22 protein-coding genes are annotated in these 25,844 nt (G+C 42.1%); 3 read left to right on the top strand and 19 right to left on the bottom strand.

The window, feature by feature from the left end; all coding sequences use genetic code 11:
* Positions 1-2 precede the first annotated feature (2 nt).
* Positions 3-509 (bottom strand): SAG1386/EF1546 family surface-associated protein, encoded by a 507-nt coding sequence (locus NYE79_RS03295; RefSeq protein WP_216728706.1) that lies wholly within the window; start codon positions 507-509, stop codon positions 3-5.
* Positions 510-554: 45 nt separating this feature from the next.
* Between NYE79_RS03295 and NYE79_RS03290 the strand changes: the two genes are divergently transcribed.
* Positions 555-758, top strand: coding sequence for a ferredoxin (locus NYE79_RS03290; protein ID WP_004246691.1), 204 nt, complete (start codon positions 555-557; stop codon positions 756-758).
* A gap of 75 nt (positions 759-833) precedes the next feature.
* On the opposite strand, the gene NYE79_RS03285 is transcribed toward NYE79_RS03290, so the two are convergent.
* From NYE79_RS03285 to NYE79_RS03260, 6 genes are all read right to left on the bottom strand, one after another.
* Positions 834-1,799: a glycosyltransferase family 2 protein gene (locus NYE79_RS03285; RefSeq protein ID WP_216728766.1), complete on the bottom strand. Its 966-nt coding sequence runs from the start codon at positions 1,797-1,799 to the stop codon at positions 834-836.
* A gap of 1 nt (position 1,800) precedes the next feature.
* Positions 1,801-2,820: a UDP-glucose 4-epimerase GalE gene (galE, locus tag NYE79_RS03280; RefSeq protein ID WP_001156532.1), complete on the bottom strand. Its 1,020-nt coding sequence runs from the start codon at positions 2,818-2,820 to the stop codon at positions 1,801-1,803.
* A gap of 208 nt (positions 2,821-3,028) precedes the next feature.
* Positions 3,029-4,132 (bottom strand): FAD-dependent oxidoreductase, encoded by a 1,104-nt coding sequence (locus NYE79_RS03275; protein WP_000754620.1) that lies wholly within the window; start codon positions 4,130-4,132, stop codon positions 3,029-3,031.
* Positions 4,133-4,148: 16 nt separating this feature from the next.
* Positions 4,149-4,946 (bottom strand): Nif3-like dinuclear metal center hexameric protein, encoded by a 798-nt coding sequence (locus NYE79_RS03270; RefSeq protein WP_000881155.1) that lies wholly within the window; start codon positions 4,944-4,946, stop codon positions 4,149-4,151.
* Entirely contained in the window at positions 4,933-5,610 is a 678-nt protein-coding gene (locus NYE79_RS03265; protein ID WP_000624070.1) for a tRNA (adenine(22)-N(1))-methyltransferase TrmK, read from the bottom strand. The genes NYE79_RS03270 and NYE79_RS03265 overlap by 14 nt, the downstream gene beginning before the upstream one ends.
* Positions 5,611-5,711: 101 nt before the next feature.
* Positions 5,712-8,048, bottom strand: coding sequence for a cation-translocating P-type ATPase (locus NYE79_RS03260; RefSeq protein WP_009013679.1), 2,337 nt, complete (start codon positions 8,046-8,048; stop codon positions 5,712-5,714).
* 132 nt (positions 8,049-8,180) lie between these two features.
* On the opposite strand from NYE79_RS03260, the gene NYE79_RS03255 reads away from it, so the two are divergent.
* The gene (locus NYE79_RS03255; protein ID WP_000500177.1) at positions 8,181-8,930 is read left to right on the top strand and encodes a 1-acyl-sn-glycerol-3-phosphate acyltransferase; all 750 of its coding nucleotides are present in this window, start codon (positions 8,181-8,183) and stop codon (positions 8,928-8,930) included.
* Positions 8,931-8,972: 42 nt separating this feature from the next.
* On the opposite strand, the gene NYE79_RS03250 is transcribed toward NYE79_RS03255, so the two are convergent.
* The 7 genes from NYE79_RS03250 to NYE79_RS03220 form a co-directional block, all read right to left on the bottom strand.
* Positions 8,973-9,665 carry an alpha/beta hydrolase-fold protein gene (locus tag NYE79_RS03250; RefSeq protein ID WP_000175778.1) on the bottom strand — a complete coding sequence of 231 codons (693 nt, stop codon included), beginning with the start codon at positions 9,663-9,665 and terminating at the stop codon, positions 8,973-8,975.
* A complete protein-coding gene (locus tag NYE79_RS03245) occupies positions 9,646-10,656 on the bottom strand; it encodes an ABC transporter substrate-binding protein (RefSeq protein WP_000753256.1) in 1,011 nt (336 codons plus the stop codon). Before NYE79_RS03245 ends, NYE79_RS03250 begins: the two co-directional genes overlap by 20 nt.
* Positions 10,657-10,675: 19 nt before the next feature.
* Positions 10,676-11,431, bottom strand: coding sequence for an ABC transporter ATP-binding protein (locus NYE79_RS03240; protein ID WP_000364130.1), 756 nt, complete (start codon positions 11,429-11,431; stop codon positions 10,676-10,678).
* Between the two features lies 1 nt (position 11,432).
* Positions 11,433-12,479 carry an iron ABC transporter permease gene (locus tag NYE79_RS03235; RefSeq protein WP_000949329.1) on the bottom strand — a complete coding sequence of 349 codons (1,047 nt, stop codon included), beginning with the start codon at positions 12,477-12,479 and terminating at the stop codon, positions 11,433-11,435.
* 511 nt (positions 12,480-12,990) lie between these two features.
* Positions 12,991-13,260: a 30S ribosomal protein S15 gene (gene rpsO, locus NYE79_RS03230; RefSeq protein WP_001018251.1), complete on the bottom strand. Its 270-nt coding sequence runs from the start codon at positions 13,258-13,260 to the stop codon at positions 12,991-12,993.
* A gap of 144 nt (positions 13,261-13,404) precedes the next feature.
* A complete protein-coding gene (locus NYE79_RS03225; protein ID WP_251463662.1) occupies positions 13,405-16,104 on the bottom strand; it encodes an FtsX-like permease family protein in 2,700 nt (899 codons plus the stop codon).
* Position 16,105: 1 nt separating this feature from the next.
* Complete coding sequence (locus tag NYE79_RS03220; protein WP_216728708.1) at positions 16,106-16,807, bottom strand: ABC transporter ATP-binding protein; 702 nt, start codon at positions 16,805-16,807, stop codon at positions 16,106-16,108.
* A 141-nt stretch (positions 16,808-16,948) separates the two neighbouring features.
* On the opposite strand from NYE79_RS03220, the gene NYE79_RS03215 reads away from it, so the two are divergent.
* Positions 16,949-17,521: a TetR/AcrR family transcriptional regulator gene (locus NYE79_RS03215; RefSeq protein WP_125397856.1), complete on the top strand. Its 573-nt coding sequence runs from the start codon at positions 16,949-16,951 to the stop codon at positions 17,519-17,521.
* Between the two features lie 123 nt (positions 17,522-17,644).
* Here NYE79_RS03215 and NYE79_RS03210 read toward each other — a convergent pair whose 3' ends face one another.
* The 5 genes from NYE79_RS03210 to NYE79_RS03190 form a co-directional block, all read right to left on the bottom strand.
* Entirely contained in the window at positions 17,645-18,337 is a 693-nt protein-coding gene (locus NYE79_RS03210) for a phosphoglycerate mutase (RefSeq protein ID WP_000240130.1), read from the bottom strand.
* Positions 18,338-18,500: 163 nt separating this feature from the next.
* The gene (locus NYE79_RS03205; protein WP_033630067.1) at positions 18,501-18,755 is read right to left on the bottom strand and encodes a hypothetical protein; all 255 of its coding nucleotides are present in this window, start codon (positions 18,753-18,755) and stop codon (positions 18,501-18,503) included.
* Positions 18,756-19,123: 368 nt separating this feature from the next.
* Positions 19,124-19,504 carry a hypothetical protein gene (locus NYE79_RS03200; protein WP_216728710.1) on the bottom strand — a complete coding sequence of 127 codons (381 nt, stop codon included), beginning with the start codon at positions 19,502-19,504 and terminating at the stop codon, positions 19,124-19,126.
* 151 nt (positions 19,505-19,655) lie between these two features.
* Positions 19,656-25,103 (bottom strand): ZmpA/ZmpB/ZmpC family metallo-endopeptidase, encoded by a 5,448-nt coding sequence (locus tag NYE79_RS03195; protein ID WP_339293787.1) that lies wholly within the window; start codon positions 25,101-25,103, stop codon positions 19,656-19,658.
* 233 nt (positions 25,104-25,336) lie between these two features.
* Entirely contained in the window at positions 25,337-25,717 is a 381-nt protein-coding gene (locus tag NYE79_RS03190; RefSeq protein ID WP_000856372.1) for a hypothetical protein, read from the bottom strand.
* Positions 25,718-25,844 lie beyond the last annotated feature (127 nt).

Below are 25,844 nucleotides of genomic sequence, written 5' to 3'. Positions count from 1 at the left end.
TCCTATCTTGTCTTGATGACATCACCTGGGTTAGCAAACCAAGATCCAGATGACATATGAGAAGGATTTAGAGCCTCTAGCTGGGCAATGGAAATCCCTGCACGTTGAGCAAGAGCTGCTTCTCCCTCTCCAGGATGTACTGTAAGTGTTCCTTCACCTTCTGTATGTTCTTCCGAACTGCTCTCTGAAGGTGTTGATTCAGAAGAAGCTGTTTCCTCTACCTTGCTACTTGAAGATGATGATGCTTCTACTTTAGAACTTGAACTTGTAGAAGGAGACGATGCATCATAGAAGTCCTTCAAAGATGAAGTACGATTGCTTCCTCCAGTAGAAAGGTAAATCAATACGACAATCATTGCTACAACGATTACAAAGAAGAGGCTAGCTAGAACTGTCAAGACACGATTGGCAACAACACCTTTTCCCTTTTGTTTACGGTGACGTCGTTCCGATCTTGATTCTTCCTCATTGTTTTCATAAATATCTTCTTGCCATGGTTCTTTTTCCATACCTTACTCCTTGTATTTTTTAAACTTTCTTATTACAATATAAATATGAAACTCACACTTATACCTGAACGATGCATCGCCTGTGGGCTTTGCCAAACCTATTCTGAACTCTTTGATTATCACGATAATGGAATCGTTCGATTTTACGATGATCCAGTTGAATTGCAAAGAGAAATCGCTGAGACCAGCGATGTTCTGGAGGCCATCAAAAATTGTCCTACACGTGCACTCCTAAAAGATCCATCGTAGGAAGCAGGGAATAGATATAATTGATTTTTTCTCATTTTTCCCACACCTACTAGTTTAGCATATTTCTAGGTAAAATTATAGTCTTTTTTGGTTATTTTTTCCTTCAATAATAGAAAGGTCACTTTTTTCTTTGACGAGATAGAGTGGTCTTTTTTTGGTTTCTAGATAAATCTTACTAATATACTTGCCGAGAATCCCAATGGTCAGGAGTTGAATCCCTCCAAGAAAGAGAATGACAGCCATCAGAGAGGTCCAGCCAGATGTCGGATTTCCCAAGATAAGGGTCCGAAACACCACAAAAACAGTCATCATAAAAGAAATAAAACAAGATAGGAGTCCCGCTACAAAGGCTATACTCAAGGGAAAATCTGAAAAGTTAAGAATTCCTTCAATCGAGTAGAAAAAGAGTTGTCTAAAACTCCAACTGGTCTTGCCAGCCTGTCGTTCAACGTTTGGATAGTCCAGATAGTGCGTTTTAAAACCCACCCAGGCAAAGAGTCCTTTAGAAAAACGATTGGACTCGGTCAGTGTTAAAATAGCATCTACCACTGACCTTCTCATCATGCGAAAATCACGGACACCTGAGGGTAGAGCCACTGGGCTAATTTTTTGCATGAGGCGGTAAAAGAGGTCAGCACAGAAACTACGGAAAAAGGGTTCTCCCTCCCGACTAGTTCTCCGTGTCCCAACACAGTCTATGTCTGCATTTTGGTCTAATAAAGCTTTCATCTCAAGTAGCATACTAGGAGGATCCTGAAGGTCTGCATCCATCACGACCACCAGGTCTCCAGTTGCATGCTGCAAGCCTGCGTATAAGGCTGCCTCTTTCCCAAAATTTCGTGAGAATGAGACATAGCGGACCGCAGGATTTTGCTCCCGATAGGTCTTCAAAAGTTGCAGGGTCCCATCGATTGAGCCATCGTCTACAAAGACATATTCGAGTTCTGCTCCCAAGTCAGGAAGCAGAGCTTCCACAGACTGATAAAAAAGAGGAAGTACTTCCTCTTCGTTTAGACAAGGGACGATGATTGAAATCATCATCTTAGTCTTCAAATCCATTTGGATGCTTGCTTTGCCAACGCCATGCGTCTTCACACATTTGGGTGATGTCGAGTTCTGCTTCCCATCCAAGCTCTGCTTTGGCTTTTGCTGGGTCTGAGTAGCAGGCAGCGATATCACCTGGGCGGCGTTCTACGATGCGGTAAGGAATAGGACGTCCCACTGCTTTTTCCATATTTTGGATAATTTCAAGAACGGAGTAACCTTTACCAGTTCCAAGGTTATAAATGTTTAGACCTGAACCTTTTTGGAGTTTTTTCAAAGCTGCAACGTGACCTTTGGCTAGGTCTACGACATGGATATAGTCACGAACCCCAGTTCCATCTTCTGTATCGTAATCATCTCCAAAAACTTGCACTTGTTCTAGTTTGCCCACTGCTACTTGTGAAACATAAGGCAAGAGATTGTTTGGAATTCCATTAGGATTTTCTCCCAAGTCTCCACTTTCATGCGCTCCGATTGGATTAAAGTAACGAAGCAAGACCACATTCCATTCTGAGTCTGCCTTGTAGATATCGGTCAAAATCTCCTCTAGCATGAGCTTAGTACGGCCATACGGATTGGTCACTGAAAGTGGGAAATCTTCTAAGATTGGAACAGTGTGAGGATCTCCGTAAACTGTCGCCGAAGAACTGAAGATGATGTTCTTACAGTTATTTTCTTCCATAGCTTTCAAAAGGCTAACAGTTCCTGCGATATTGTTGTCATAGTAGGCAAGAGGAATACGGGTTGATTCGCCAACAGCCTTCAAACCCGCAAAGTGAATCACACCAGTCGGTTCTTCCTGCTTGAAAATATCTCTGAGAGTATCAGTATCACGGATATCTGCCTCATAAAAAGGAATCTCAACTCCTGTGATTCTTTCAACAACTTCTAAACTTTTACGGTTGCTATTGACAAGATTATCCACCACAACGACTTGATGACCTGCTTGGATCAACTCAATAACAGTGTGGGTTCCGATAAATCCAGCACCACCAGTTACCAAAATCTTTTCTTGCATCTTTTTTCCTCGATTCTCGGATTATTTTTTCTTATTTTATCATTTTTGATAGGGAATGTCATTTGACATCCTAAACTGCCTGCTAAAATTTCAGTAAAATGCTTATACTCTTCGAAAATCAAATTCAAACCACGTCAGCGTCGCCTTACCGTACTCAAGTACAGCCTTCGGCTAGCTTCCTAGTTTGTTCTTTGATTTTCATTGAGTATTATTCGCTTTTTACTCGTTTGACATAGTTTGCAATGGGATAATTTTCAGGGTCCAAGGTCAACTCCTTGTCTTGGACCAGTTGAGCTAAGTGGTAACCGATGATAGGGCCGGTTGTGAGACCTGATGAACCTAGACCACTAGCCGCATAGACACCTGCCAATCCTGGCACTTGTCCAAAAAATGGGGAGAAATCACTGGTGTAGGCACGGATTCCCACACGCTCACCTGATGATTTCGCTTCTTCCAAGGCTGGATAGTGGGGTAAGGCTGCCTCCTCCATTTGTTGGAGCAAGGTTTCATCTACCGTCAAGTCATATCCCATATCATTTTCATGGGTAGCACCCAAGGACAATTTCTCACCTGCAAAAGGGATCAAATCCCACTCCCCTTCTGGCATGACAACAGGGTATGATTCCATGTCTTGGGCAAGCTGATAATCTCGGAGTTGCCCCTTTTGGGGACGAACATCTACCTCATATCCTAAAGGTTCCAAAATGTCCCCCAACCAAGCTCCCGTCGCTAGAATAAGCTGATCAAACACCTCTTCGCCAATCTGATAGCCAGTTGCTAAAGGTGTCAGACTCACTTTTTCTTTGACCAGCTTGACTTGACTGGCTTCTAGCAAACGAGTCACTAAGAGTTGGCCATCCACCCGTGCCCCACCAGAAGCATAGAGCAGGCTGTCAAATCCCTGCAAACCAGGGAATAATTCATTTGCAGATGCTTGGTCTAAAATGGCTAATTGACCTATCAAGGGAGATTCTTCCCTACGCTGGAGTGCTAGTTCATAGAGTTCTTCTAACTTGGATTCATCCTTTTTCAGGAGAAAGACGCCTGAGCGTTGGTAAAAGTCGATTTCCTGACCAGACTTTTCTATATCAGCCAACAAATCCACATAAAAGTCAGCCCCCAAGCGCGCCATCTTATACCAGGCTTTATTGCGACGTTTGGAAAACCAAGGACTGATAATTCCCGCTGCAGCCTTGGTTGCTTGCCCCTGTCCATGGTCAAAAATGGTCACCTCTAGGTCGCTTTCTTTCGCGAGGTAGTAGGCAGCTGTCGCCCCCACAATCCCTGCTCCGATAATGGCAACTTTTTTCATTGTCTTCACTTTCTAACTAGATATGGTGGAAAGGATTGGTTGATGCTTGACTAGGCAAAATATCAATAGACCAGCCCTTCTCTGCCTTCCATTGAGTAAGGTGTGCAGCGATTTTTTCGACAAAAAGGATTTCGATATAGTGGCCCGGGTCCAGCGCCAACAAACCATCAGACAGCATGTCTTGGGCAGTATGGTAATAGATATCCCCAGTGATATAAACATCTGCTCCCTTAGCTAAAGCATCCTTATAGAAAGATTGACCACTACCGCCACAGATAGCCACTCTTGAAATAGACTTCTGCAAATCATTCTCTTGATAATGCACCAATCGAAGACTATCTAGACCAAAGACTTGCTTAACATGCTTGGCCAATTCCCCAAATGTCTGAGGCTGAATATTCCCAATACGACCAATCCCACGTCCTGGACCTGTCTCCTGCAGATAGGTCGTTTCCTCAATACCTAGCATCTGGCAGAACCAGTCATTGAGACCATTTTCAACAATGTCAATATTGGTATGGCTGACATAAACTGCGATGTCATGCTTGATAAGGTCGATGTAAATCTGATTTTGTGGACGGCTGGCTACCAAATCCTTAATCGGACGAAAGATTGGCGCGTGCTTGACGATAATCAAATCCACACCCTTTTCAATGGCTTCAGCCACCGTCTCTTCACGAATGTCGAGAGCAACCATAACCCTTTGGATCTCCTTGTCCAAAGTGCCGATTTGCAGGCCACGACTATCACCCTCCATTGAAAATTCCTGAGGGCAAAAGCCTTCATACGCGTTAATCACTTCACTTGCTAGCATGGAGCACCTCCTTGATGGCTTGAATCTTATGAGCTAGAACTTGACGTTCTTCTCGATTTTTCTCTGGGATTTGGTCAAGAGCAAACTCTAGCTTAGCTGCTTCTTTTTGCCATTTTTGGACAAAGACTGGACTGACTTCTTTGGACAAGAAGGGACCAAAGCGAACATCACTGGCTGATAGCTTCATTTGTCCCGCTTCCACCACTAGAATTTCATAAAACTTGCCAGCCTCTTCTAGGATGCTTTCTGCTACAATCTGAAATACGTGCTCTTGTAACCAGATGCGCAAGTCGTCTTCACGATTATTGGGTTGGAGGATTAAACGTTCTACACTCGCAAGCTTATCCAATCCTTCTTCCAATATGGTCGCAATCAAACGGCCACCCATACCAGCAATGGTGATAACCGAGACTTGGTCAGCCTCTTCAAATGCCGCTAAGCCATTGGCTAAACGGACTTGGATTTTCTCCTTTAAGCCGTGAGCCTCAACATTTTTCACCGCAGACTGGTAGGGTCCTTCCACCACTTCCCCTGCAATGGCGCTTTTGATTTGGCCTCTCTCAACTAACTCGATGGGCAGATAAGCATGGTCACTTCCCACATCTAGTAAAATAGCTCCCTGCGGTACAAAGGACGCCACCAATTCTAATCTCTTTGAAATCATCTTCTCTCACTTTCCAAAACTCTATTACCTCTTATTATACCATATTTCAGCTAGCAATCTTGCACCTAAAAAGACCGCAATCCACAGATTGCGGTCTTTCTTTATTTTCTAACTTGGTAGCGACTGGTTAGAATGAAAATCACAGTAAAGACAGCCATCATGACAAGATAAACAGGCAACGTTTGTCCTGTCAAGGTTGAAATTTCAAGCAACTTTTGAATCATTGGGAAAAGAGCTGTGGCTAGGAAGCCTCCTACTGACCAGACAATCAAGAGGACACGCCAGAGGGTGAATGGTATGCAGGCTCTAAATACGGATAAGAAACCGATAGAACCAAGGAGATAATAGAGTAGGGTTGAGATTTCTAACTCAGACCAACCTTGACTCGCTCCAAATAGTTTCACAAAGAGAACGCTGAACACGACCATGAGTGCGCTTGGTAGGGCGCGAAGCATGGATCTTCTGAGGAAGTTTGGTTCAACAGGCTTGATATTTCGCTCAAAAGTCAGAACGAATGGTGGGAACCCTTCGACAAATTGGTCGATCATGGTAATCTGGATCGGAATAAAAGGGAAAATCAAAATCCACTCAGACCGTCCTAATAAAACACTGGCAATACAGATGACTGCAAGCAAGAAGGAATAGATGGTCTTAATCAAGAAAATCGGTGCGATATGGGCAATATTATTGACTACACGACGACCTTCAAAGAGAATCTCAGGAACATCATTAAAGTCTGAGTTCAAGAGAACTAGATTGGCAATCTGACGAGTCGCCGGATCTCCTTCAGCCATAACGATAGAACAATCTGCTTCGCGGAGAGCTAGGATATCATTGACACCATCCCCTGTCATTGCCGTTGTATGCCCTGCTTTTTTCAGAGTTTGGATGATGAGTTTCTTTTGATGAGGAGAAACACGTCCGAAAATAGCTGTCTCTTCAGCCATGGCAACCAATTCCTCATCTGTGATTTTTGAGCAATCTACATAGCTGTGATAGTCTACAAAGCCAGCCTTCTGGGCAATGCTGGATACTGTAACGGGATTGTCGCCAGAGATAATTTTGAGTCCCACTTCCTGAGAACGGAGGTAGTCCAGCGTCTCAGCGGCTCCTTCTCGAATGGGGTCCAAGATCTCCAGCAAGGCCAGGGCCTGAATATCAGATGGTTTCTGTGGTTTGTGATAGTCTAGTTTTTCCTGACTGAGGGCTAAGACCAAGACACGTGACCCTCTCTCTAGGGCCTCTCTGGCTTCAGGGACTTCAGAGTCCAACAACATCTCAGGTGCCCCTAAAAAAACCGTCCCCAGACCTTCTAACTCCATAGCTCCCCACTTACGGTCGCTTGAGAAAGGAAGATTCGAAAGCATAGGATAGGAAACCTGACCTTGGAAACGCTGGCGAATGGCTTGGGCTGTTGGATTTTTATCCTCACTATGAGCGATATAGCTAGTCAAAATGCTGGCAATAGCTTCATCACCATACGTTTCCGTCAGAGGAAGAATCGCCTCCACCTGCATCTTTCCTTGGGTGATGGTGCCCGTCTTGTCCAGACAGAGCATATCCACGCGAGCCAAGGTCTCGACAGAGTACATCTCCTGCACCAAGACCTTTTTCAAGCCCAGCTTGATCACCGCAGTCAAGAGCGAAGTGATGGTCAAGAGGGCGATTCCCTTGGGCAACATACCCAAAAGTGCTGTTGAAGTATTCACTACAGAAGACTTAAGAGGCAAACCTTTTAACATCAAGGCTTCTAACAAGAGAGCTAGACCAAAGGGAATGATAATCTTTCCAGTAAAACCAGCTAGCTTGTCTAGCGATTTCATGATACGGGAGTTAATTGGTTTCACTGTCTTAGCTTCCAGCATGAGTTTGGAAGCATAGTTTTCTGCCCCGACATGGTGAACTTGAGCCAAAACTGCGCCACTGGCTAGGAAACTCCCTGATAAAAGCAAGGCATCCACTTCTTTTTGCACCAAATCACTCTCACCCGTCAACATGGCTTCATTGACTTCCGCAAATCCTTCCAGAACCAGTGCATCACTGGGGATTTGCTCTCCAGCAGACAAACGAATGACATCTCCTAGAACCAACTCTTCTGGATCGAGAGCGACTTCTTGACCATCACGGATGGTTTTGACCTTTTCCTTGGTCATGAGATTGAGCTTGTCCACCATGTGTTTGGCCCGTAGCTCAGTCACAATCCCAGAAAAAGCGTTAAAGCAAATAACGGCAAAGAAAACCAGATTGCTCCAAGCCTGCACAAAGACCAGCGCTAGGGCAATAACAAAGTTTAATGCGTTAAAAAGTGTAAAAACATTTCGTTTGATGATTTGCCAAGTACTGGTACTGGCTGAAGCGGTAAAGTCATTGACCAAACCTTGAGCCTGTCTTTCCTTGACTTCTCTTTGGGTTAATCCCATAATCTTATTTTTATCCATAAATTCTATCATATCATTTTTTTAAAAAGAATTCTAATCCCATCTAAAACTGTTGGCTGATAACTGAAAAAGTTTGCCAGTAGTCTTTTGATAAGGTATAATAATAAAAGCAATACAATCGAAGGAGATCTCATGTTTTATACTTATTTACGTGGACTAGTCATGCTGATCTTGTGGTCCATCAATGGCAATGCCCACTATCACAATACTGATAAAATCCCTAGCCGAGACGAAAACTATATCCTCGTCGCACCTCACCGTACTTGGTGGGATCCTGTTTATATGGCCTTTGCGACCAAGCCAAAACAGTTCATCTTTATGGCCAAAAAAGAGCTGTTTAACAACCGCATCTTTGGCTGGTGGATCCGTATGTGTGGCGCCTTTCCTATTGACCGGGAAAAACCTAACGCCTCTGCCATCAAGTACCCTATTAACGTCCTCAAAAAAAGCGACCGCTCTCTCATCATGTTTCCAAGTGGGAGCCGTCACTCAAATGATGTCAAGGGTGGAGTAGCCTTGATTGCTAAAATGGCTAAGGTTCGTATCATGCCGGTTACCTACACAGGTCCTATGACCTTGAAAGGCTTGATAAGCCGTGAACGTGTGGATATGAACTTTGGAAATCCTATCGATATCTCAGACATCAAGAAAATGAATGATGAAGGGATTGAAATGGTTGCAGACCGTATCCAAGCAGAATTCCAACGTTTGGACGAAGAAACCAAGCAATGGCACAATGATAAAAAACCAAATCCACTCTGGTGGTTTGTCCGAATCCCAGCCCTCATACTTGCTGTGGTTGTTGGTATCCTAACGATTATCTTTACCTTTATTGCAAGCTTCATCTGGAATCCAGATAAGAAGAGAGAGGCTCTTGGTTAAAAAATACAATTATCCCTTGGCTTTTGCCAAGGGATAATTCTTTTATTCGATTTTCCATTTTTGGGACAACCAGTTGGAAAAGGCTAGAAATCGCTCAGCAACTTGCTCATGATGCCCATAAGGATCAAAGACAAATTGACCAGTTGGATAGCGTTGCTGAAGGCTGGTATGGATCTGCTCAGCATAGGCTGGAGCTTGAGCCAAGCGATTGGTATGATGGGCTCCTTCTGTTTGACCATTCTGTAAATACAGCAAACAGTCCAAATTTTTCACCCTTTCATCCTTGCAATAAGTCGTAAAATCAGGATACCAAAAGGAACCACAGATAGAGAAGACACAGGAGACCTTGTCAAAGCTGAAAAGACTGTATACTGCCACCAAACCACCTAGTGAGTATCCTCCATAAGCAAGGCGATTTTTGTCCAGACGATAAAGTGACTGCAACTTGTCTAAAAGACCTCCAAATAAATGACTATGATAGGTATTTGCCTGACCGCCAAAATCTGGAGCCCCATCTCTCAGAGCAGCTGCCTTCCATGGAGTGTAATCGTCTAGGCGATTTTTAGAGGTCAAGCCCACTAAAATCACAGATTCAGAAAGGGAAGATAGAAAATCCAAGTTTCCATCATTCAAGAGAATAGCTGGATAGGTTTGATTGGGGTCATAGGTCGAAGGAAGACTGACCTTGACTTGGATCCCTTCCCAATCAAACTCATTATTTATTGATAAAGTCATTGATTTTCTCAAGGGAATCAATCACTGCTGGACCATAGTCCATCAACTCATCGTAAGAAATGGTCATGATTTTTTGATTCTTAATTGCAGGAACGTTTTCCAAAACTTCATTTGCCTTCATCAACTCTACTGCGTTGGCATCCAATTTTTTATTGCGATCGCTGGTTACATAGATAATCAACTCCGGATCCATTGACACAAGATTTTCCAAGGTCAAGCCTGATGTTCCTGTTGCAACGTTGGTATAACCAAGTTGGTTCAACAAGCTCTCTTGCAAAGCAGACTTGTAAGCGCCGAAGGTTTCGTCGTTATAAGCAACCATAATCAAAGCCTTTTTCTTTTCACCTTGGCTTGCTGGGTTTGCTTTCTTAACAGCGTCAATTTTAGCTTGTAATTGGGTTGCGTATTCATTAGCCTTGTCCTGAACATTGAAAATCATTCCAAGATTTTTAACGTCTTCTACAATATTTCCCAAATCTTGCTGAATCGTTGAGAGAGAAGCTTTTTGCGTATAGACTGGGATTTTGTTTTCATTCCAAGTGCTAACTGTTCCCAAGGATTTTTCAGAAAACATCATGTTTCGACCCATCACCGCATCTGGCTCATAAGAAAGGACTGTCTCTTGAGAGACTGTTTTTTTATCCCCAATTTGAGGAATCGTCGCGATCGCGTCCTTGTATTTGTCCGTCACAGCATTGTCAGGGTTGAGCATGCCAGCAATTTTATCCTTCAAGCCTAGCTCCAATAAAATTTCAGTAGTTGAAAGATTATTGGTGATAACTTTTTCAGGTGCCTTGTCAAAGACTTGTTCGACTTCATTTCCCTTAGCATCATATGTCTTGACCGTGAGTGGATAAGTCGTCTCTGTGCTAGCCTTTTGACTTGTTTCTGTGCTAGACTGTGTGGTAGCTTTTTCTGTAGTAGTGTTACCACAAGCTGCCATGGTTAGGGTAGCTACTGTTACGAGTAAAATGCTTAGTGTTTTTTTCATCTTATTTTCCTTTTTACTTTTATAAATAGTGAATCATGGCTTGCTGATCCTCGGTCCAAGTCACCTGACTTTGAACTCCGTATACAGTTTGCAATGACTCAGGGGTGATGGTCTCCTTTGGAGTCCCTTGGTAAAGGATTTCTCCCTCTTTCATCAGATAGAGATAATCCGAATAGCGACAAGCAAGTTGAATATCATGTAGGACAGCTAAAACATTGACCTTGAGATTCTTCACAATTGCCAACAAGTCTAACTGGTACTTGATATCCAGGTGATTGGTAGGTTCATCCAGGAGCAAGAGAGTCGGTTCTTGCGCCAAGGCGCGTGCCAACAAGACTCTCTGTTTCTCGCCCCCTGACAAGGACGAATAGAGACGAGTTTTCTTCTCAAGCATATCCACCTTGACGAGAGCATCTTGAACGAGGGCATAATCCCTTTCCTTTTCCTTCTGTAAAAAAGAGAGGTGGGGAGTTCTGCCCAACAAGACGATTTCCTCAACTGTACAATCAAACTGCAATTGATTAAACTGGGTGACAACTGCCATTTGCTTGGCTGTTTCTTTGAGTGACCAATGCTCCAGTGGCTTTCCATCTAGGCTTATCAAGCCTTTGTCCGCCTTTTCCTGACGATAGAGGAGTTTAAGCAGGCTGGTTTTTCCACTTCCATTTGGCCCTAGTATCGTGTGAAATTGATACCCCTCAACCTTAAGAGAAACTCCTTTGAGGATTTTTTTCTCTCCTAGTCCAAAGTGGACATCCTGACAAATCAAGTCCATATCAGGCCCTCACCTCCCTTCGCCTACCTCCAACAATGTAGATAAAGAAGGGAGCACCTACTAAGGCTGTGAAAATACCAATTGGAAGCTCAGCATTTGGAATAATGACACGAGAAAGTACATCTGCCCAGACGACAAAGAGGGCACCCAGTAAGGTCGCAACGGGAAAAAGTCTCCTGTAATTCGTTCCCACTAACCCTCGAGCTAAGTGAGGAGTAATGAGACCAACAAATCCAATAATCCCACAGGTTGCCACTAAGACTGCTGTCAGCACAGCCACCATGGTCACATAAAGATACCAATAGAAGCGTAAGGGAATTCCCAAAGTTAAAGCAGCCTCATCTCCCATCATCATCGCATTAAAAACACGATACTGGGTAGAGAAAAATAGAAGGGCCAATCCTACTACTATAGTTGGCAGGACTAAGTCAGACCAAGTAGTTCCAGCAAGCGAACCCATGGTCCAAAACTTAATGGTCATCACACTGTCTGCATTAGCGCCAACAGAGATGATAAAGTTGGAAAAAGCCAGAAAGAGAGCATTGACCACCGTTCCTGATAAGATCAGACTAGAAGTCGTCATCCTTCCCTGCATAGAGGCAATGATGAGGACAGCAATTGTTGCCAAAATAGCTCCAAGAAAAGCTCCAAGGCTAATCACCACTTTTAAACCAAGAATAATGCTCAAGGTTGCACCCAAAGTCGCACCCGCAGAGATTCCTAAGACATAGGGCTCAGCAATGGGATTGTTCACTGTGGACTGCATCACACTGCCACACATGGAAAGACCAGCCCCTACTATCAGACCGAGTAATACTCGGGGGAATCTCATATTCCATACAATGGCAAGAGTGGACTTAGAAACCTCTCCTATCTCAAGCGGAAACCCCAACCTACTCAAAATAATCCGATAGGTATCTCCTAGAGCAATCGCAACGGATCCCATTGAAACTGCTAGAAAGAGGGAAATCCCTAAAGTAGCTAGCAAAATACCTAAAAGTAACACAAATTGCAGGTCCCGTCGGCTTCCAGAAAATTTGGAAAGCATGAAAACCTCCTTAAACAAAATTAAAAATTTAGAAAATTCTCATGAAAAGTATACCATATTTCTATTAGATGAACAAGGATGTAAATATATATAGAAAAAGCCATCTGAAGTCAGAGAGCTGATTTGAGCTCGGGCTAAAACGTTTATAGACTAGGCGACAAGCCGAAGATTGTACTATAAAACTAGTGAAAATAAAAAATCTCCCCGAAGAGAGATGATCTGGTTTATTTTAGCTTACAGTGCTAGGAACCGTAACCGAAGATAATACTTGAGTATATCGAGGTAGGGTGAAAAAAGTAAAAAAGCTACCCAATTTAGAGTAGCTTCATTATCAAGATATGCTCAATTGAACACGGCCTAAGCAAGCGGATAAAAACAAAAAGCCCTCTGAAATCAGAGAGCTTTATTCTTGCTGGATAAAACGTTTATAGACTAGGCGACAAGCCGAAGATTGTACTGATGGTACATTGAGGCGAAGACAACGAAGTATAGAAACGTTTTAGACGCAAGATTAACGACGAAGTCCGAGAGAGTTGATTAACTCACGGTAACGGTTAACGTCGTTTTTACGCAAGTATGCAAGCAAGTTACGACGGCGACCGATTTTCTTCATCAATCCACGGTAAGTAGCGTGGTCTTTTTTGTGTTGTTTGATGTGTTCGTTAAGGTGGTTGATTTCCCAAGTAAGGACAGCAACTTGAACCTCTACTGAACCTGTATCACCTTCGTGACGTGCATATTGTGCGATGATTTCATTTTTTTTCTCTTTTGAGATTGCCATGATTTTTCTCCTTTTTATTTGGCTTCATCCGAGTGACAGGTTGGCATGCCTGTAACCAAGAAGAAGTTATTTGTCTTTACGACAGTTCTTATTCTACCAAGAAGCAGAGACTTTGTCAACTGATTTACTGTTTAAACCCGTGAATTACTCTACTGATTTCAGGGCTTCAAGCATATCTACTTTTCTCAAGTGGTGATTGACAAATAGGCCTAATAAGGCTAAGATTACAGTCACTGCGACGATTGGAAGCGCATAGACTTCCCAGCTGACTTGTGGATAAAAAAGTATGGGGGCAGGTGAAATCATTTGTATCAAAAATTGATGTAAATAGTAGCCAGCTACCAAACCTAGAACAATCCCCACAAGGGACAGCACCATAGTCTCGCGGTAGATATAGAGGGTCACTTCTTTATTGTGGAAACCGAGAACCTTAATAGTGGAAAGTTCGCGGATACGTTCTGCCACATTGATATTCGTGAGATTGTAAAGAATGACAATGGCTAGTAAGACGGAAACAAGGACAAGGATTGCCATGGTTTTATTGAGAGAATTGGCTACAGATTCAAAGAGGTGGATAGCCGTTGCATTTTGGACGACCCCAGAAACAGTAGCTTTTTCCATGAAAATAGCCGCTTCTTTCTCCGTATTGGAAGGTGTTGGGTCTTTTAATTTTACTAGGTAGGTATTGTCTTGCGGACTGGGTCCATAGACTTGTTCGTAAGTCGCTCGTTTGAGATAAACAAAGTGTCCAACGTAGTTTTCAGAAATAGCCGCGACCTTGATTTCCTTCCCATCAAGCTCTAGCTCATCTCCAACCGTAACACCTGCTAGTTGGGCTAATTTTTGACTCACGACCGCTCCATCGGTGACCTGCACCTCTCGCCCATTTTCCTCTAATATGATAAAAGGCTTAAAGTCTTCTCCACTAGTAACCATCATAGTGATGGTTTGAAGTCCTGCTTTTCCTTTGAAATCTTTTTCAATGGATTTAGAGTAAATCTTTTGATAAGCATAGATAGATTCAGCCTGCAAGGCGGTTTCTAAATCTGCTTTTTCTTGCTCACTCGCACTGCTCTTTTCCGCTACAATCATCTGGTATTGCTGGATTTGTTCAAATTGGCGCTCGACAACTCCTCCCACAGATGACTGAATGCCAAGACCTGCAAATAGGAGAGCAACTGAACCTGCAACTCCAAAAATGGTCATCAACATCCGTTGCTTATAACGAAAGATATTTCTTGCCGTAACCTTATGAGTAAAACTCAAACGACTCCAAATAAAGCTCAGGCGTTCCAGCAAAATCTTTGATCCCTTAACGGGAGGTTTGGGAAGTAAGAGTTGGGCTGCTTCATCGTGTAATTCCCTCCGCGCTACCAGATAAGCCGGCAAAACGCTGGATACCCAACTTAAAGCTAGGGCAAGGAGACTATAAGACCAATAGAAATACTCGTGACTTTTTCCAACAACCATCCCAGCTGTTATAACATCTGAAATCACCCCTGCAAGAAGATAATGTCCAAGAAGTGTTCCTATAAGGGTTCCCACAGTTCCTGCAAGAAAACCATAGAGGACAAACTTGGCAACAATATCTCGGTTGCGGTAACCCAAGGCCTTGAAAATGCCTGCATTGGTGCGCTCTTCGTCTACAAAGCGAGTCATCGTTGTAAAGGTCACCATCGCAGCGACCATATATAGCACCACTGGGAAAATATTGCCGATAGAACGGATACTTGTTGATACATTGCTGTACATGAGGTAACCTTGTCCGCCTGGTATGGTTTGGCGATTGTATACGTGGTATTTCGGCTCTGCCAGTTCATCAAGCTCTTTCTGACGCTGTTCAAGCTTCTCTTTTTCCTTAGTTAGATCACTCTCTGTCTGAGCCAGTTTTTCTTTTTTAGTCGCCAGTTCTTCCTTAGCTTTTGTCAGATGTCCCTTGATTTGACTCTTTTGCGGTTCTGGTAAAGCGGTCGCTTGTTCTTCTTGCGTTTTCAAGCGACTTTCGGCCTGCTCTAACTGACTCTTGCCATTTTGAAAGTTGCTTTCAGCAGTTTGGAGCTGTTCTTTCCCCTCTTCCAAGCTCTTTTGCCCATTTACTTTGATACCTGCCAATCTTTTTTGACCATTATCGGCTAGCAAATCTTGCAACTCTTCCTGATGTTGGGTTCGTTTGGTCCTATAGTCTGATGAAAAAGCATCCAGGTTTTTTAAATCATCATAGCGCACACGCGCAATACTATAAACATCTGAGTCAAACTGACTGGGTAAAATTACTCCATAGCCAGTCAGGTTGCCATTTCCACTACTAGCACTTCCTAAATCTTCTTTAGAAAGAATCTCACCCGACTGAACAAATCCAGTAATTGTAAAAGTTTGGGATTTTACGATGGACTTTTCTTCTTTCTTAGTAAAGGTAATGGTCTGCCCAATCTGATAGCGGTCTTTCCAGAAATCAGCTAAGGCAATTTCCTCATCAGCTTCTGGCAGTCGCCCTTCTGTCACTTGAAAGGTTGAAATGCTCTCTGGTTTGGAATAAAGTCGAACTGCTTCCTCACCATTTTCAACGGTTAGGTCTGCCATATAGCCAAACTCAACACTTGCTCCTTGAAGGGTCTTTAGTTCGTCTTGGTCTTCTTTGTCCAAGCCATAATCAGCTATTACGGCCAGATCCAGGGTATTGGCTTTACGGAGATAATCCCCTGCCGTGCGTTCCATGTTTGGACTGGCTACTTTAAGACCTACTAGGGCTAAAGAACCCAGCATCATCAAGGTCAAGATAGAAACAAAGCGTCCCTTTGAAGTCGTCACTGACTGAAATAGGTCTTTCCGATATGTTTTTTTCATGCTAATACTCCAATATATCGATATCCTGTGGATGCTCATTGATCGTCATGTTCATAACTGTAGCATCGCGCATATGAATCACGCGATCTGCAATAGGAGCTAGCGCACCATTGTGGGTCACGATAATCACCGTTGCTCCTTTTTGACGAGACATGTCTTGGAGAATTTTCAAGACTTGCTTCCCTGTCTGGTAATCCAAGGCACCTGTCGGTTCATCACAAAGGAGAATTTTAGGATTCTTAGCTACAGCGCGTGCAATGGAGACTCGCTGTTGCTCCCCTCCAGAAAGCTGGGCTGGAAAGTTATTGAGGCGATGACCTAGCCCTACATCTGTCAAAACCTGCTCTGGATCCAAGGCATCTGTCACGATTTCTGAGGCCAATTCCACATTTTCCTTGGCTGTCAGATTGGAGACCAGATTGTAAAATTGAAAAACAAAGCCTACATCTTCACGACGATAGTTTGTTCGTTGGTGCGAACTATAGTTGGCAATATTGGCACCATCAATCCAAATCTCTCCCTCATCATTGGTATCCATACCTCCTAGGAGATTGAGAACCGTTGATTTTCCAGCACCAGAAGCACCAAGGATAATGACCAGCTCCCCCTTTTCAATTTCAAAATTCACATCACGATTAGCCACAATCTCCGTATCCCCAACCTGGTAACGCTTGTAGCTGTGTTTCATTTCAATATAAGCCATATCGTTTATCTCCTTTTCAAAGCTCGTTTTCTTAAATCAACAAGATGTTGATTCTAAATCACAAATATTATATAATGGGCTAAGTCAAAAAGCAATAATCAAAAATCAACAAAGTGTTGATTTAATAAAAAGGAAGATAAAATGGTTCAGAAACGAAAAACTACTACTAAGGAAGACATCAAAGAAGCTTTGATTCAGCTGCTATCAGAGGATAAATTTGAAAATATATCAATTAGTAAGCTCTGTAAACGGGCAGGAATTAATAGGGGAACTTTCTATCTACACTATGAAGACAAATATCAAATGATTGACAGTTTTAAAAGTGAAATTATTTCCCAGCTCTACATTTTTTTAGAAAAAGAAAGAGAATCGCCTAGAAAGTTTATGTTAGCCAACTTCTATATATTACGTTCGAACGAACGCCTTATTAACGCCTTGTCCCAAAGTCATTACATAGACTTTCGTGGTGCAATTCGTGAATTTCTAAGTAGCATTATTCTAACTGAAAATAAAAAAGAAACGACTCGTCATTTCTTATCAGAAAACTTCCAAATTCCTCACAAATACGCTTTGGAAATCTTCTTATCAAGTATTGAAGGGATTATTTCTCTTTGGATTGCTGGAGGAGCTCAAGAAGAACCGGAAGAAATCACGGATATAATCTTATCAACCTATAACTACGAACATTGGCGCTACGCATCAAAAGAAGATTAATTCATCCACCCCACTACAGTATAAACTGCTTCCTCTCATTTTATACTTTTTCAATTAGCTAAATTGCCTTTTTTTAACTTAGATACAAAAAAGCCTAGGAATCCTAGGCTTTCTGTTTATAAATTATTTTCCAAGGTAGTATTCAGAAACTACATTCAATTTTTCGTCAAATTCGAATACCAATGGTGGGAAGTTAGGGATTTCCACGTCCATGATTTCATCATCTGACAAGCGTTTGATGTGTTTTACAAGGGCACGGATTGAGTTACCGTGAGCTCCTACGAATACGTTTTTACCATCTTTAAGTGCTGGAGCGATTTTGTCTTCCCAGAATGGAAGGGCACGTTCCAAAGTCACTTTCAAGTTTTCAGCATCTGGGATAACTGAGTCGTCAAGTGAAGCGTAACGACGGTCAGTGTGTGCTGAATGCTCATCATCACGATCCATGTTTGGAGGCAATACATCGTATGAACGACGCCAGATGTGAACTTGCTCATCACCAAATTGTTCCGCAGCTTCAGCTTTGTTTTTACCAGTCAAACCACCGTAGTGACGTTCGTTCAAGCGCCATGATTTTTCAACTGGAACCCACAATTGGTCAGAAGCTTCAAGAGCCAAGTTTGTTGTTTTGATTGCACGTTTCAATACTGAAGTGTAAGCTTGGTCAAATTCGATACCAGCTTCTTTGATCAATTTACCAGCGTCAATCGCTTGTTGTGTTCCTTTTTCAGACAAATCAACATCAGCCCAACCAGTGAAAAGGTTAGCTTTGTTCCATTCAGACTCACCGTGGCGAGCAAAAACCAATTTTACCATTAGATGGATTCTCCTTTTATTTTTCGAGGTTTCCCTCGTTTATCTATTCTATTTTACACAATTTTTCATAAAAAAGCTAGTTAAAATCAACTAAAAAGAGAGAACAGTGTCCTCTCATCTAGTTATTATTATTTCGCGATATTCAATCAAGAAACGATTGCAATTATTTGTTATTTAAAGCATCAATTATACGATCAGTATTCTTAGTTACATTAGTATCATTGTAACGATTATGAATTAGACCTTCAATTGTTTCTTTGCAATTTTCAAGATTAGCTTTTTCAAATACTACCACACTGACAACATGTGTTCCACCAGAAGTAAGATGCAAAACTAGTAGAGTCTGAAAAGCGCTTAGCACTGTTAATACATCATAAGCCGCTAATATCAATCCTCCGATAAATGAATTTTGCATCATTGAAAGGCCAATAAGAGCGAAAATGATACCCCAAGCAAATGATTTGAAATCAAGACGAAATGAACTATCTACACTTGCAACTTGATCAACAGGAATTGTTTTATTTTGAGAACCCAGTGGGATAACTTTTAAAATAGTATTAGGGTTAGAAGTTTTTATAAAGACTCCCTCTAAAGTAATGGAAGCTTTTAAATAGAATGTTAAATACGATGTAATGAAAGATTATTTCATAATATTCTCCTTTTATTTTTTCAAGTTGTATTACATCATGTTTTCTTATAAAAAAAGTATTTCTCTAACATATTCTTTCACCAGATAATTCTTTAAATGAAAAAAACAACCCTCCAACGGATTGTTTCACTAAATTATCAGACAAGGCCACGGACTTCTTTCAAAAATTTAGCAAAAGAAACAGCTCCTTTAATGATTAGAAATCCTCCTATCCACTCGGTTGCTGAAAGAAAGCCCAGTACGCCACCAATGATAAATAGAATAGAAGGCAGCTTTCGAAGTTGTTGATCTTCTTCAAAATAGATTAACATAAAGGTCCCTAATGCAATCATCAAAATCTTAAAAAATGTCAGGAGCAGGGAAAAGGCAACCGTGACGACCAGCATTTTTGAAGGATCTTTATAGATGAGAGCCCCAGTATAGGATAGCAAAAATCGTAGGACAGGCCCCAAAAGTAAGGTCACTCCTGCCACCATGCCCAGTCTCCAATTGAGTCGAACCAATCTATCTCTCTCCATAAAAACCTCCTTCTCTCGTAGCTATCATTCTACCACATTTGCTACAGAAACGAAAGGACTTCTCTAGCATAAACGAATCGCCTACCAGCTTTCAGACAGCCGGACATAAAAAGAGAAGATCTGTCGATCCTCCCTTTTCATTTTCCAACCCTTATTTCTTAAAAATAGAGGTTCTGAAGTCTTTTGTTTGGTCAAGATAGGCCTTAAAGATTGCTCTCTTCAACTTATGAACGGCACTATCATACTCTGGATTATAGTTGCTCCAATGCGTACCTTCTGCATCCTGTAAAACAGCTTGGTCCATCAGTTCTTGCAATTCTTTTACTCTTTGAATGGTTTTCGTGGCATTGCTCATCCATGATTGCGTCGGATCTTTGAAGGTCACTTGCTTCAAGTTTTCAAACTGATCCACACGTTCTTTATACATGGCTTTCTTAAAGGCAGCCCAAGATGCATACCTGCCTTCAAACACCTTGTCCAATACAAGTTCATCTGTCACCAATCCGCGTTCTTTACCATAGAGATTGATGGTTTTACCTTTTTGTTTGGCAACTTCTTCGTATTGGTTTGAGATATAAGGTACCATTCCATTCTTAAAGCCTTTGGCAGCCAAAAGTTCGTAAGCGATCCGACGTCCCATAAGGTCCCCTGGCGTGCCTTTCTCACTGCTGAGAGCTGAAAAGATTGGGGCAAAGAGTTTAATCGTATAGTAGCCATTTCGTTCATAGTCGCCAGACTGGTACTCACGAGCTGATAAGATGTTATGGTCAATCAAACTTTCAAAACTATTCAGGTTTCGAGCCTCTGCTTCTGTCAATTCTTTGACTACGTTAGTGGCGTAAACCTCATTTCCATCTGCTGGATCTTTCACATACTTGTTCTCAATTTTTCTGAGAGCCGCCATTTTCTGGTAAACATTTAGTTTGTTAACGATTGATTGCCCTTCGAGGTATTCCAGCATGTAGATAAGATCAAACATGTTGTGGACATAGTTCTGAAGATCTGTTGCGTTTTGGAATCTCTCTGTCGGATCCAAGACTTGCAGACGGGAGCCCTCTGTACTATCTGATTTTGAGTGTCTCAAGATAGAATTGATGGTAATGGTTGAGTCACTTGGTTGGTCAGGGGCTTGCAATAAGCCTTTTGCGAAGAACTCTGGTCCCAAGCCACTTCTTCGACCATAGCCGCCAAGGTAGATATCCTGATCGGAATCATGGGTCATTTCATGGGTATAAGTAATGGCTCCATCCTTGTCCAACATACGGTAAGACATATAGTAGACGCCATCCCCTGTTGCGTAAGCTCCATGCTGGTTGTGTACTACCTTATTGCCAACTGGGCCAAAGAAGTTCTTCATGGCTGGATTGGAACTATCAAACTTAGCCTCCACTGTAGCTTTTCCAGAGGTTGTGTCATCGCCAAACTTATAAGCATCATAAAGCAAGATGGTACGATAGAGTTTTTCACGTGACTGTTCATCTAAAATGCGATACCAATAATCGTAGTGATCTCGCTGACGTTTGGCTGTTTCACGCGCATTTTCTTCAACAAAATCATTGAGAGCCTTGCCCGCTTGATACTCGCTATTGCGGTAGCGATCATAAGCTCCAAATCCTAGACTAGACATAGTTGAGATGACAAAGACGGATCTTTCTGGCAAGGTCAGGAGAGGCAAGACCATATTTCGGTATTTCCATGTGGCACTAGTGATGCGGTCATAGACACCGATAGAATACTTGCTACCAGCCTGTCCTTGCTTCGTTTTCACCTCTTCGATAGTGGATTTTTCTTCGACGATGTAAGCCTTAGTCTCTGATTTAAACCAGTCATTGTTGCTTTTCTCTGGTAAAAAGACTTTTCGGTAATGTTCTAACGTGCTAAACAAATCTGTCGTTCCATGATGACTGGCAAGACTGATACCATAAGTATCGACATTATTCTTAGCTAGAAGATTGTTAAAGCCAGATTTACCTAACTCAATCAGAGTATCGAGTGGTGAAGCATTTCCCTTACCAAAGAAGTCCAGATGGTACAGAACCAGGTCTTTGACATTCACCTGACCATAGCTAAAGTTATACCAACGTTCCAGATAGGTCAAGCCAAGTAGCAAGGCTTCCTTATTACGCTTGATTTTATCTACAAGATAGCCCTTGGTGACTGGGTTAGCACTGGCAAGTCCAGCATCAGCTGACAAGAGCTTTTTCAAACTGTCTTCCAGTTGTTGTTTTGTTTTGGCGAACTGGTCTTCAAGATAGAGCTCGGTCTGCTCGACTTTTGGAGAAATACCGAGTGTCTTTCTGATGGCTTCTGAGTGGTAATCAACATTTTGTAAGTCAGGTAAGACTTGCTTGATGATAGAGCTTTGATCGTACAAGAATTGGTTTGGCGTATAGAGAAGTCCAGTATTTCCTAGACTATATTCTGCTAATTTGGCGAAATCATTCTGGTATTTGAGATTGAGTTTCTCAGATGAATGGTCCTTGTAGTGTAGCAAGAGTTTGTTTGCAGTCTCTTTGTTAGAAACAATGTCTGTGATGACTTGGTTATCCTTCATCATGACTGCTGACAAGAGTTCTTTTTGATATAAAAGACTGTTCTCATTGACCAGATTTCCGTATTTGACGATGGTTGCCTTGTTGTAGAAAGGTAGCAATTTTTCAATATTTTTATAAGCCAAGGCGCGCTTAGCTTGATAATGGGCAACCTTAGAAAAATCACTGTCCTTTTTGCCACTTGTTGAGAGTGGTTCCACTGTTGGTAGAGTGAGAGGATTGATTACTGCTTTCTTGCTTGCAATTTGAGAAGCATCTAGCATGGTTCCTCTTTCTTCAAAGGATTCCTTGCTGACGACCTCATCCTTGACCAAGGTGACTTTGTAGACTCTGTTGGCCTTGCTGCTGAATGTGTCCTTCACCTTCATATCATTATAGTGGTAACCAGTGATGGCATTTCCGTTGGTTACATTGACATCGCTGAGGACATTGGTCAAACTTCCAGCATGCTTTTCTAGATTAGAAGTTCGGTCCCACAAATAGCCTGCTACTCCCGCGACTCTACCAAAGTGTTTGACATTGTTGATATCCCCCTCAGCATAGCTATGCTGGATTTTCGCATCTCGGTCTACTAGACCTGCAAGACCACCCACAGTCTGATCTGAACTATTTGTGTTGGATGAAATGGCTACTGTCGCTTTTGACTTCGTCAGCAAAGCCCTGTTTCCTGTCAAATGACCGACCAGACCACCGATATTGTAGGCAGCAGTCGTTTCATAAGTGTTGATAATTCTTCCCTTGAAACTGCTCTCTGTGATACTTGATTGCTCAGCCTTTGCCAGCAAACCACCGATACCACGTTCACCGGCGAGAACACCATCGACATGAACTTGCTGAATCTTTGTTCCATTCTGGGCTTCATAAGCCAGCGAACCGATATCATCTTTCCCTGAAATGGAAACATTTTTCAGACTCAATTTTTCTACTCTAGCGCCACTCAAGGTTTCAAATAGAGGTTTTTTCAAGTTGTAAATAGCATACTGCTTGCCATCTTTTTCACCGATCAACTGACCAGTAAAGGTACCCTTGATGTAAGATCTATCATCAGGTCCCAGTTCCACTTCGTTGGCATTCAAACTGGCTGCTAAATGATAGGTTCCAGAGAGATTCTGGTTGATAGCTTTAACTAGGTTGCTAAAGGAAGTAAAGGTTGTCGTTTCCTCTGTAGCCTTCTTAGCTAGATAGAAGCTGAAATTATCGACATATTTATTTTCTAGCTCTTGCTGGAGTTTCTCAGCCTTGGCTGTAATTTTATAAACTGACTGACCATCTTTCGTTTCAGCCGTTATTGAAGCGACTGGTAGATAGACATCTTTAACTGACGAAGATTTAACCTTGACAAAGTAAGTGTCTAGATTACTTGGGACACTGTCTAAAGAAACGTGTTGTTTGTAAGTACCATTGGTCTGACTATACAACTCCAAATCCGAAATATTTCTTAGCTCAAGCGTCTTCTCTGGATCTTTTTCTTTTGGTTTTTCTGTCGGAGCTTCCGGTTTTACTTGCTCGGTATTGCCAGTATATTCTGGAAGAGGAGCGACTTGTTCCGGTTCCACAATGGCTCCTGCTTGCTCACCTTTATATTCTGGTAAGGAAGATTGAGTCTCAGGTTCCACTATCGCACCTGATTGAGTATCTGTATATTCTGGTTTTTCAGCTATCTCAGGGTCAACAATCGCTCCCGCTTGAGTTCCTGTATACTCTTGTGTCGGTGGTACCTTTTCAGGCTCTACGATTGCTCCAGACTGTTCACCTGTATAGGCTGGTTTGTCAGTCGTTTCTGGTTCCACCAAAGCTCCTGACTGGACACCCCCAACCTCTGGCTCAACTTTTTCCGGTTCAACGACTGCTCCTGCTTGGGTGCCTGTATATTCTGGTCTTTCAGCTGTTTCTGGGGCTACAACCGCTCCCGCTTGCTCGCCTGTATATTCTGGTAATGGAGCCTGAGTCTCAGGCTCTCCTTTTCTTGCAGACTGAGGTGCTTCACTCGGAGCAACTGCCTTCTTAGTCCCTTTCTCTACTATACGTGGCAAGGCTTCTTCTACCTTAGTCGAGAGAACTTCCCTAGAAATTTCTTGGTTTTCAACAGTGAAAATGCGAACAAGCTCAATCTTCTTCCCAGCACGCCCTTCTTGTTTGACACGAATGCTTCCCTCTGCTAGTTCTGGATTTTCTTGAACCACTTCTGAAACATCTAGTTTGGTTACAATCTCTTGGTCTTTGTATAAGAGTTCTGGTTTGTTCACGCGACCAGCCAAGACTTCGTCCTGAGGATCCACACTAGCAAGACCAGACGGATTTTGATTGGATGAATCTTGAGAAGGGGTTTGATTTTCAGCAGGAATTGTAGGAGACGGAGCTTTCTGCTCATCTCCTGCCCTTTGTCCACCTTCGTTTGCTTGGAAATGAGGTTGAACCGTATAGTCAAGTTTCTGATCCCTAGCAACAGTTTCTTGCAGACTAGCGTCCTTCTCTTGCTTAATATAGCCTAGATAGGTATAACCCGATAGGGTGAGTGGCAAAGGCAGACTATCTCCTTGGGATAATTGGTATTCCTGATTATACTGGAGTAAAAGTTGATTTTCGATAGCCTGAACCGAAGAAACCAAACCACTACCCATCCCTGTTACTAAAATCAGATTCAAGAGGGCTTTCTTCTTGCCTTTCTTTTTGGATACAACAAAAATAAGGAGGCCAATCGAAGCCAGAACTCCACCTGATAAAACGCTAGTAAGGCTATTCTGCCCACCTGTATTGGGCAACTGACCCAGCTGGGCTTTCTCATCCATACGGTAGACTAGATAATAGGTGCTCTCACTATCTTCCGCAATTTTAGGAATGTCCTTGACAATCAAGTCCTTTTCTTGCCCACTCAGCTCCGTATCCGTCACATATTTGTAGTGAACAGCTGCATTTTCTTGAGCAAATACGGTCCCACTGCTCGCAATGGACACAAAAAATAGGCTTGAAATCGAAGCTGACACAAGTCCAATTGCTAATTTTCGTAAGGAGAAACGATGCTGCTTCTCTCCAAAAAACTTTTTCATTCTAAATCCTCTCAACTTTTACCTTCTATCAAGAAATTAACTAGCATTATATTTTGATATAGATATTTCACATCCATCATTATACTATAAAAATACTTCCTTGTCTCAAATAAATACTTTGAATTTTATGAATGTAAAAGCTTATTTATCCTATAAAATTTATCCGTCGTTGATGACAAAAAAAGAAGGCTAATCGCCTTCTCTTATTTGAAAATATTTCTAACAAAAAGTCATTATTCTTGAATCTCGAATTTTTTCAAAAGTCCAAAATAGAGGGATCCACCAATGATTGTCAGAATTCCTCCTACCCAGCCCAAGAATGGGATCAATCCAACAGAACCACCCACGATAAACAAAACAGACGGTGCTGGCGTCACACGCTCATCGTCCTTGTAATAGACAATAGACACAATTCCTAAAACCAAGACAGCAATTTTCACCAATGAAAAAATAATTATAAAAATCCTCAATATACTATCTGTTGCATCAGGGTCTTCCGTCACTGCAGCAACCCCGACAGCTATCATAAACATAACAAGAGGCGCCAACAGTAAAACAATACCTGCGATAAGACCAAAAATCGCATTTACGCGAGCAAGTGTATTTGTTTTCATCTGAATCTCCTTAAAAATTTTTCAGCTATCATTTTATCATATTTTCATGAAAAATAAAAGAAATTTCAAAATGAGGATACTAGATGGTGAATGATTTCAAATTTCTAAACAGACATTTCGAGCAAGA

Origin of the sequence: Streptococcus sp. FSL W8-0197 (assembly GCF_037963785.1) — a bacterium.
Taxonomy (GTDB): domain Bacteria; phylum Bacillota; class Bacilli; order Lactobacillales; family Streptococcaceae; genus Streptococcus; species Streptococcus oralis_CQ.
Note: the sequence above shows the minus strand (reverse complement) of the source record. Positions and strands in the feature narration are given on the sequence as shown.

Bases quoted from the DNA above. Each gene is read 5' to 3' on its own strand.
- NYE79_RS03295 (WP_216728706.1), bottom strand. From the start codon at position 509: ATGGAAAAAGAACCATGGCAAGAAGATATTTATGAAAACAATGAGGAA.
- NYE79_RS03290 (WP_004246691.1), top strand. From the start codon at position 555: ATGAAACTCACACTTATACCTGAACGATGCATCGCCTGTGGGCTTTGC.
- NYE79_RS03285 (WP_216728766.1), bottom strand. From the start codon at position 1,799: ATGATGATTTCAATCATCGTCCCTTGTCTAAACGAAGAGGAAGTACTT.
- galE (WP_001156532.1), bottom strand. From the start codon at position 2,820: ATGCAAGAAAAGATTTTGGTAACTGGTGGTGCTGGATTTATCGGAACC.
- NYE79_RS03275 (WP_000754620.1), bottom strand. From the start codon at position 4,132: ATGAAAAAAGTTGCCATTATCGGAGCAGGGATTGTGGGGGCGACAGCT.
- NYE79_RS03270 (WP_000881155.1), bottom strand. From the start codon at position 4,946: ATGCTAGCAAGTGAAGTGATTAACGCGTATGAAGGCTTTTGCCCTCAG.
- NYE79_RS03265 (WP_000624070.1), bottom strand. From the start codon at position 5,610: ATGATTTCAAAGAGATTAGAATTGGTGGCGTCCTTTGTACCGCAGGGA.
- NYE79_RS03260 (WP_009013679.1), bottom strand. From the start codon at position 8,048: ATGGATAAAAATAAGATTATGGGATTAACCCAAAGAGAAGTCAAGGAA.
- NYE79_RS03255 (WP_000500177.1), top strand. From the start codon at position 8,181: ATGTTTTATACTTATTTACGTGGACTAGTCATGCTGATCTTGTGGTCC.
- NYE79_RS03250 (WP_000175778.1), bottom strand. From the start codon at position 9,665: ATGACTTTATCAATAAATAATGAGTTTGATTGGGAAGGGATCCAAGTC.
- NYE79_RS03245 (WP_000753256.1), bottom strand. From the start codon at position 10,656: ATGAAAAAAACACTAAGCATTTTACTCGTAACAGTAGCTACCCTAACC.
- NYE79_RS03240 (WP_000364130.1), bottom strand. From the start codon at position 11,431: ATGGACTTGATTTGTCAGGATGTCCACTTTGGACTAGGAGAGAAAAAA.
- NYE79_RS03235 (WP_000949329.1), bottom strand. From the start codon at position 12,479: ATGCTTTCCAAATTTTCTGGAAGCCGACGGGACCTGCAATTTGTGTTA.
- rpsO (WP_001018251.1), bottom strand. From the start codon at position 13,260: ATGGCAATCTCAAAAGAGAAAAAAAATGAAATCATCGCACAATATGCA.
- NYE79_RS03225 (WP_251463662.1), bottom strand. From the start codon at position 16,104: ATGAAAAAAACATATCGGAAAGACCTATTTCAGTCAGTGACGACTTCA.
- NYE79_RS03220 (WP_216728708.1), bottom strand. From the start codon at position 16,807: ATGGCTTATATTGAAATGAAACACAGCTACAAGCGTTACCAGGTTGGG.
- NYE79_RS03215 (WP_125397856.1), top strand. From the start codon at position 16,949: ATGGTTCAGAAACGAAAAACTACTACTAAGGAAGACATCAAAGAAGCT.
- NYE79_RS03210 (WP_000240130.1), bottom strand. From the start codon at position 18,337: ATGGTAAAATTGGTTTTTGCTCGCCACGGTGAGTCTGAATGGAACAAA.
- NYE79_RS03205 (WP_033630067.1), bottom strand. From the start codon at position 18,755: ATGATGCAAAATTCATTTATCGGAGGATTGATATTAGCGGCTTATGAT.
- NYE79_RS03200 (WP_216728710.1), bottom strand. From the start codon at position 19,504: ATGGAGAGAGATAGATTGGTTCGACTCAATTGGAGACTGGGCATGGTG.
- NYE79_RS03195 (WP_339293787.1), bottom strand. From the start codon at position 25,103: ATGAAAAAGTTTTTTGGAGAGAAGCAGCATCGTTTCTCCTTACGAAAA.
- NYE79_RS03190 (WP_000856372.1), bottom strand. From the start codon at position 25,717: ATGAAAACAAATACACTTGCTCGCGTAAATGCGATTTTTGGTCTTATC.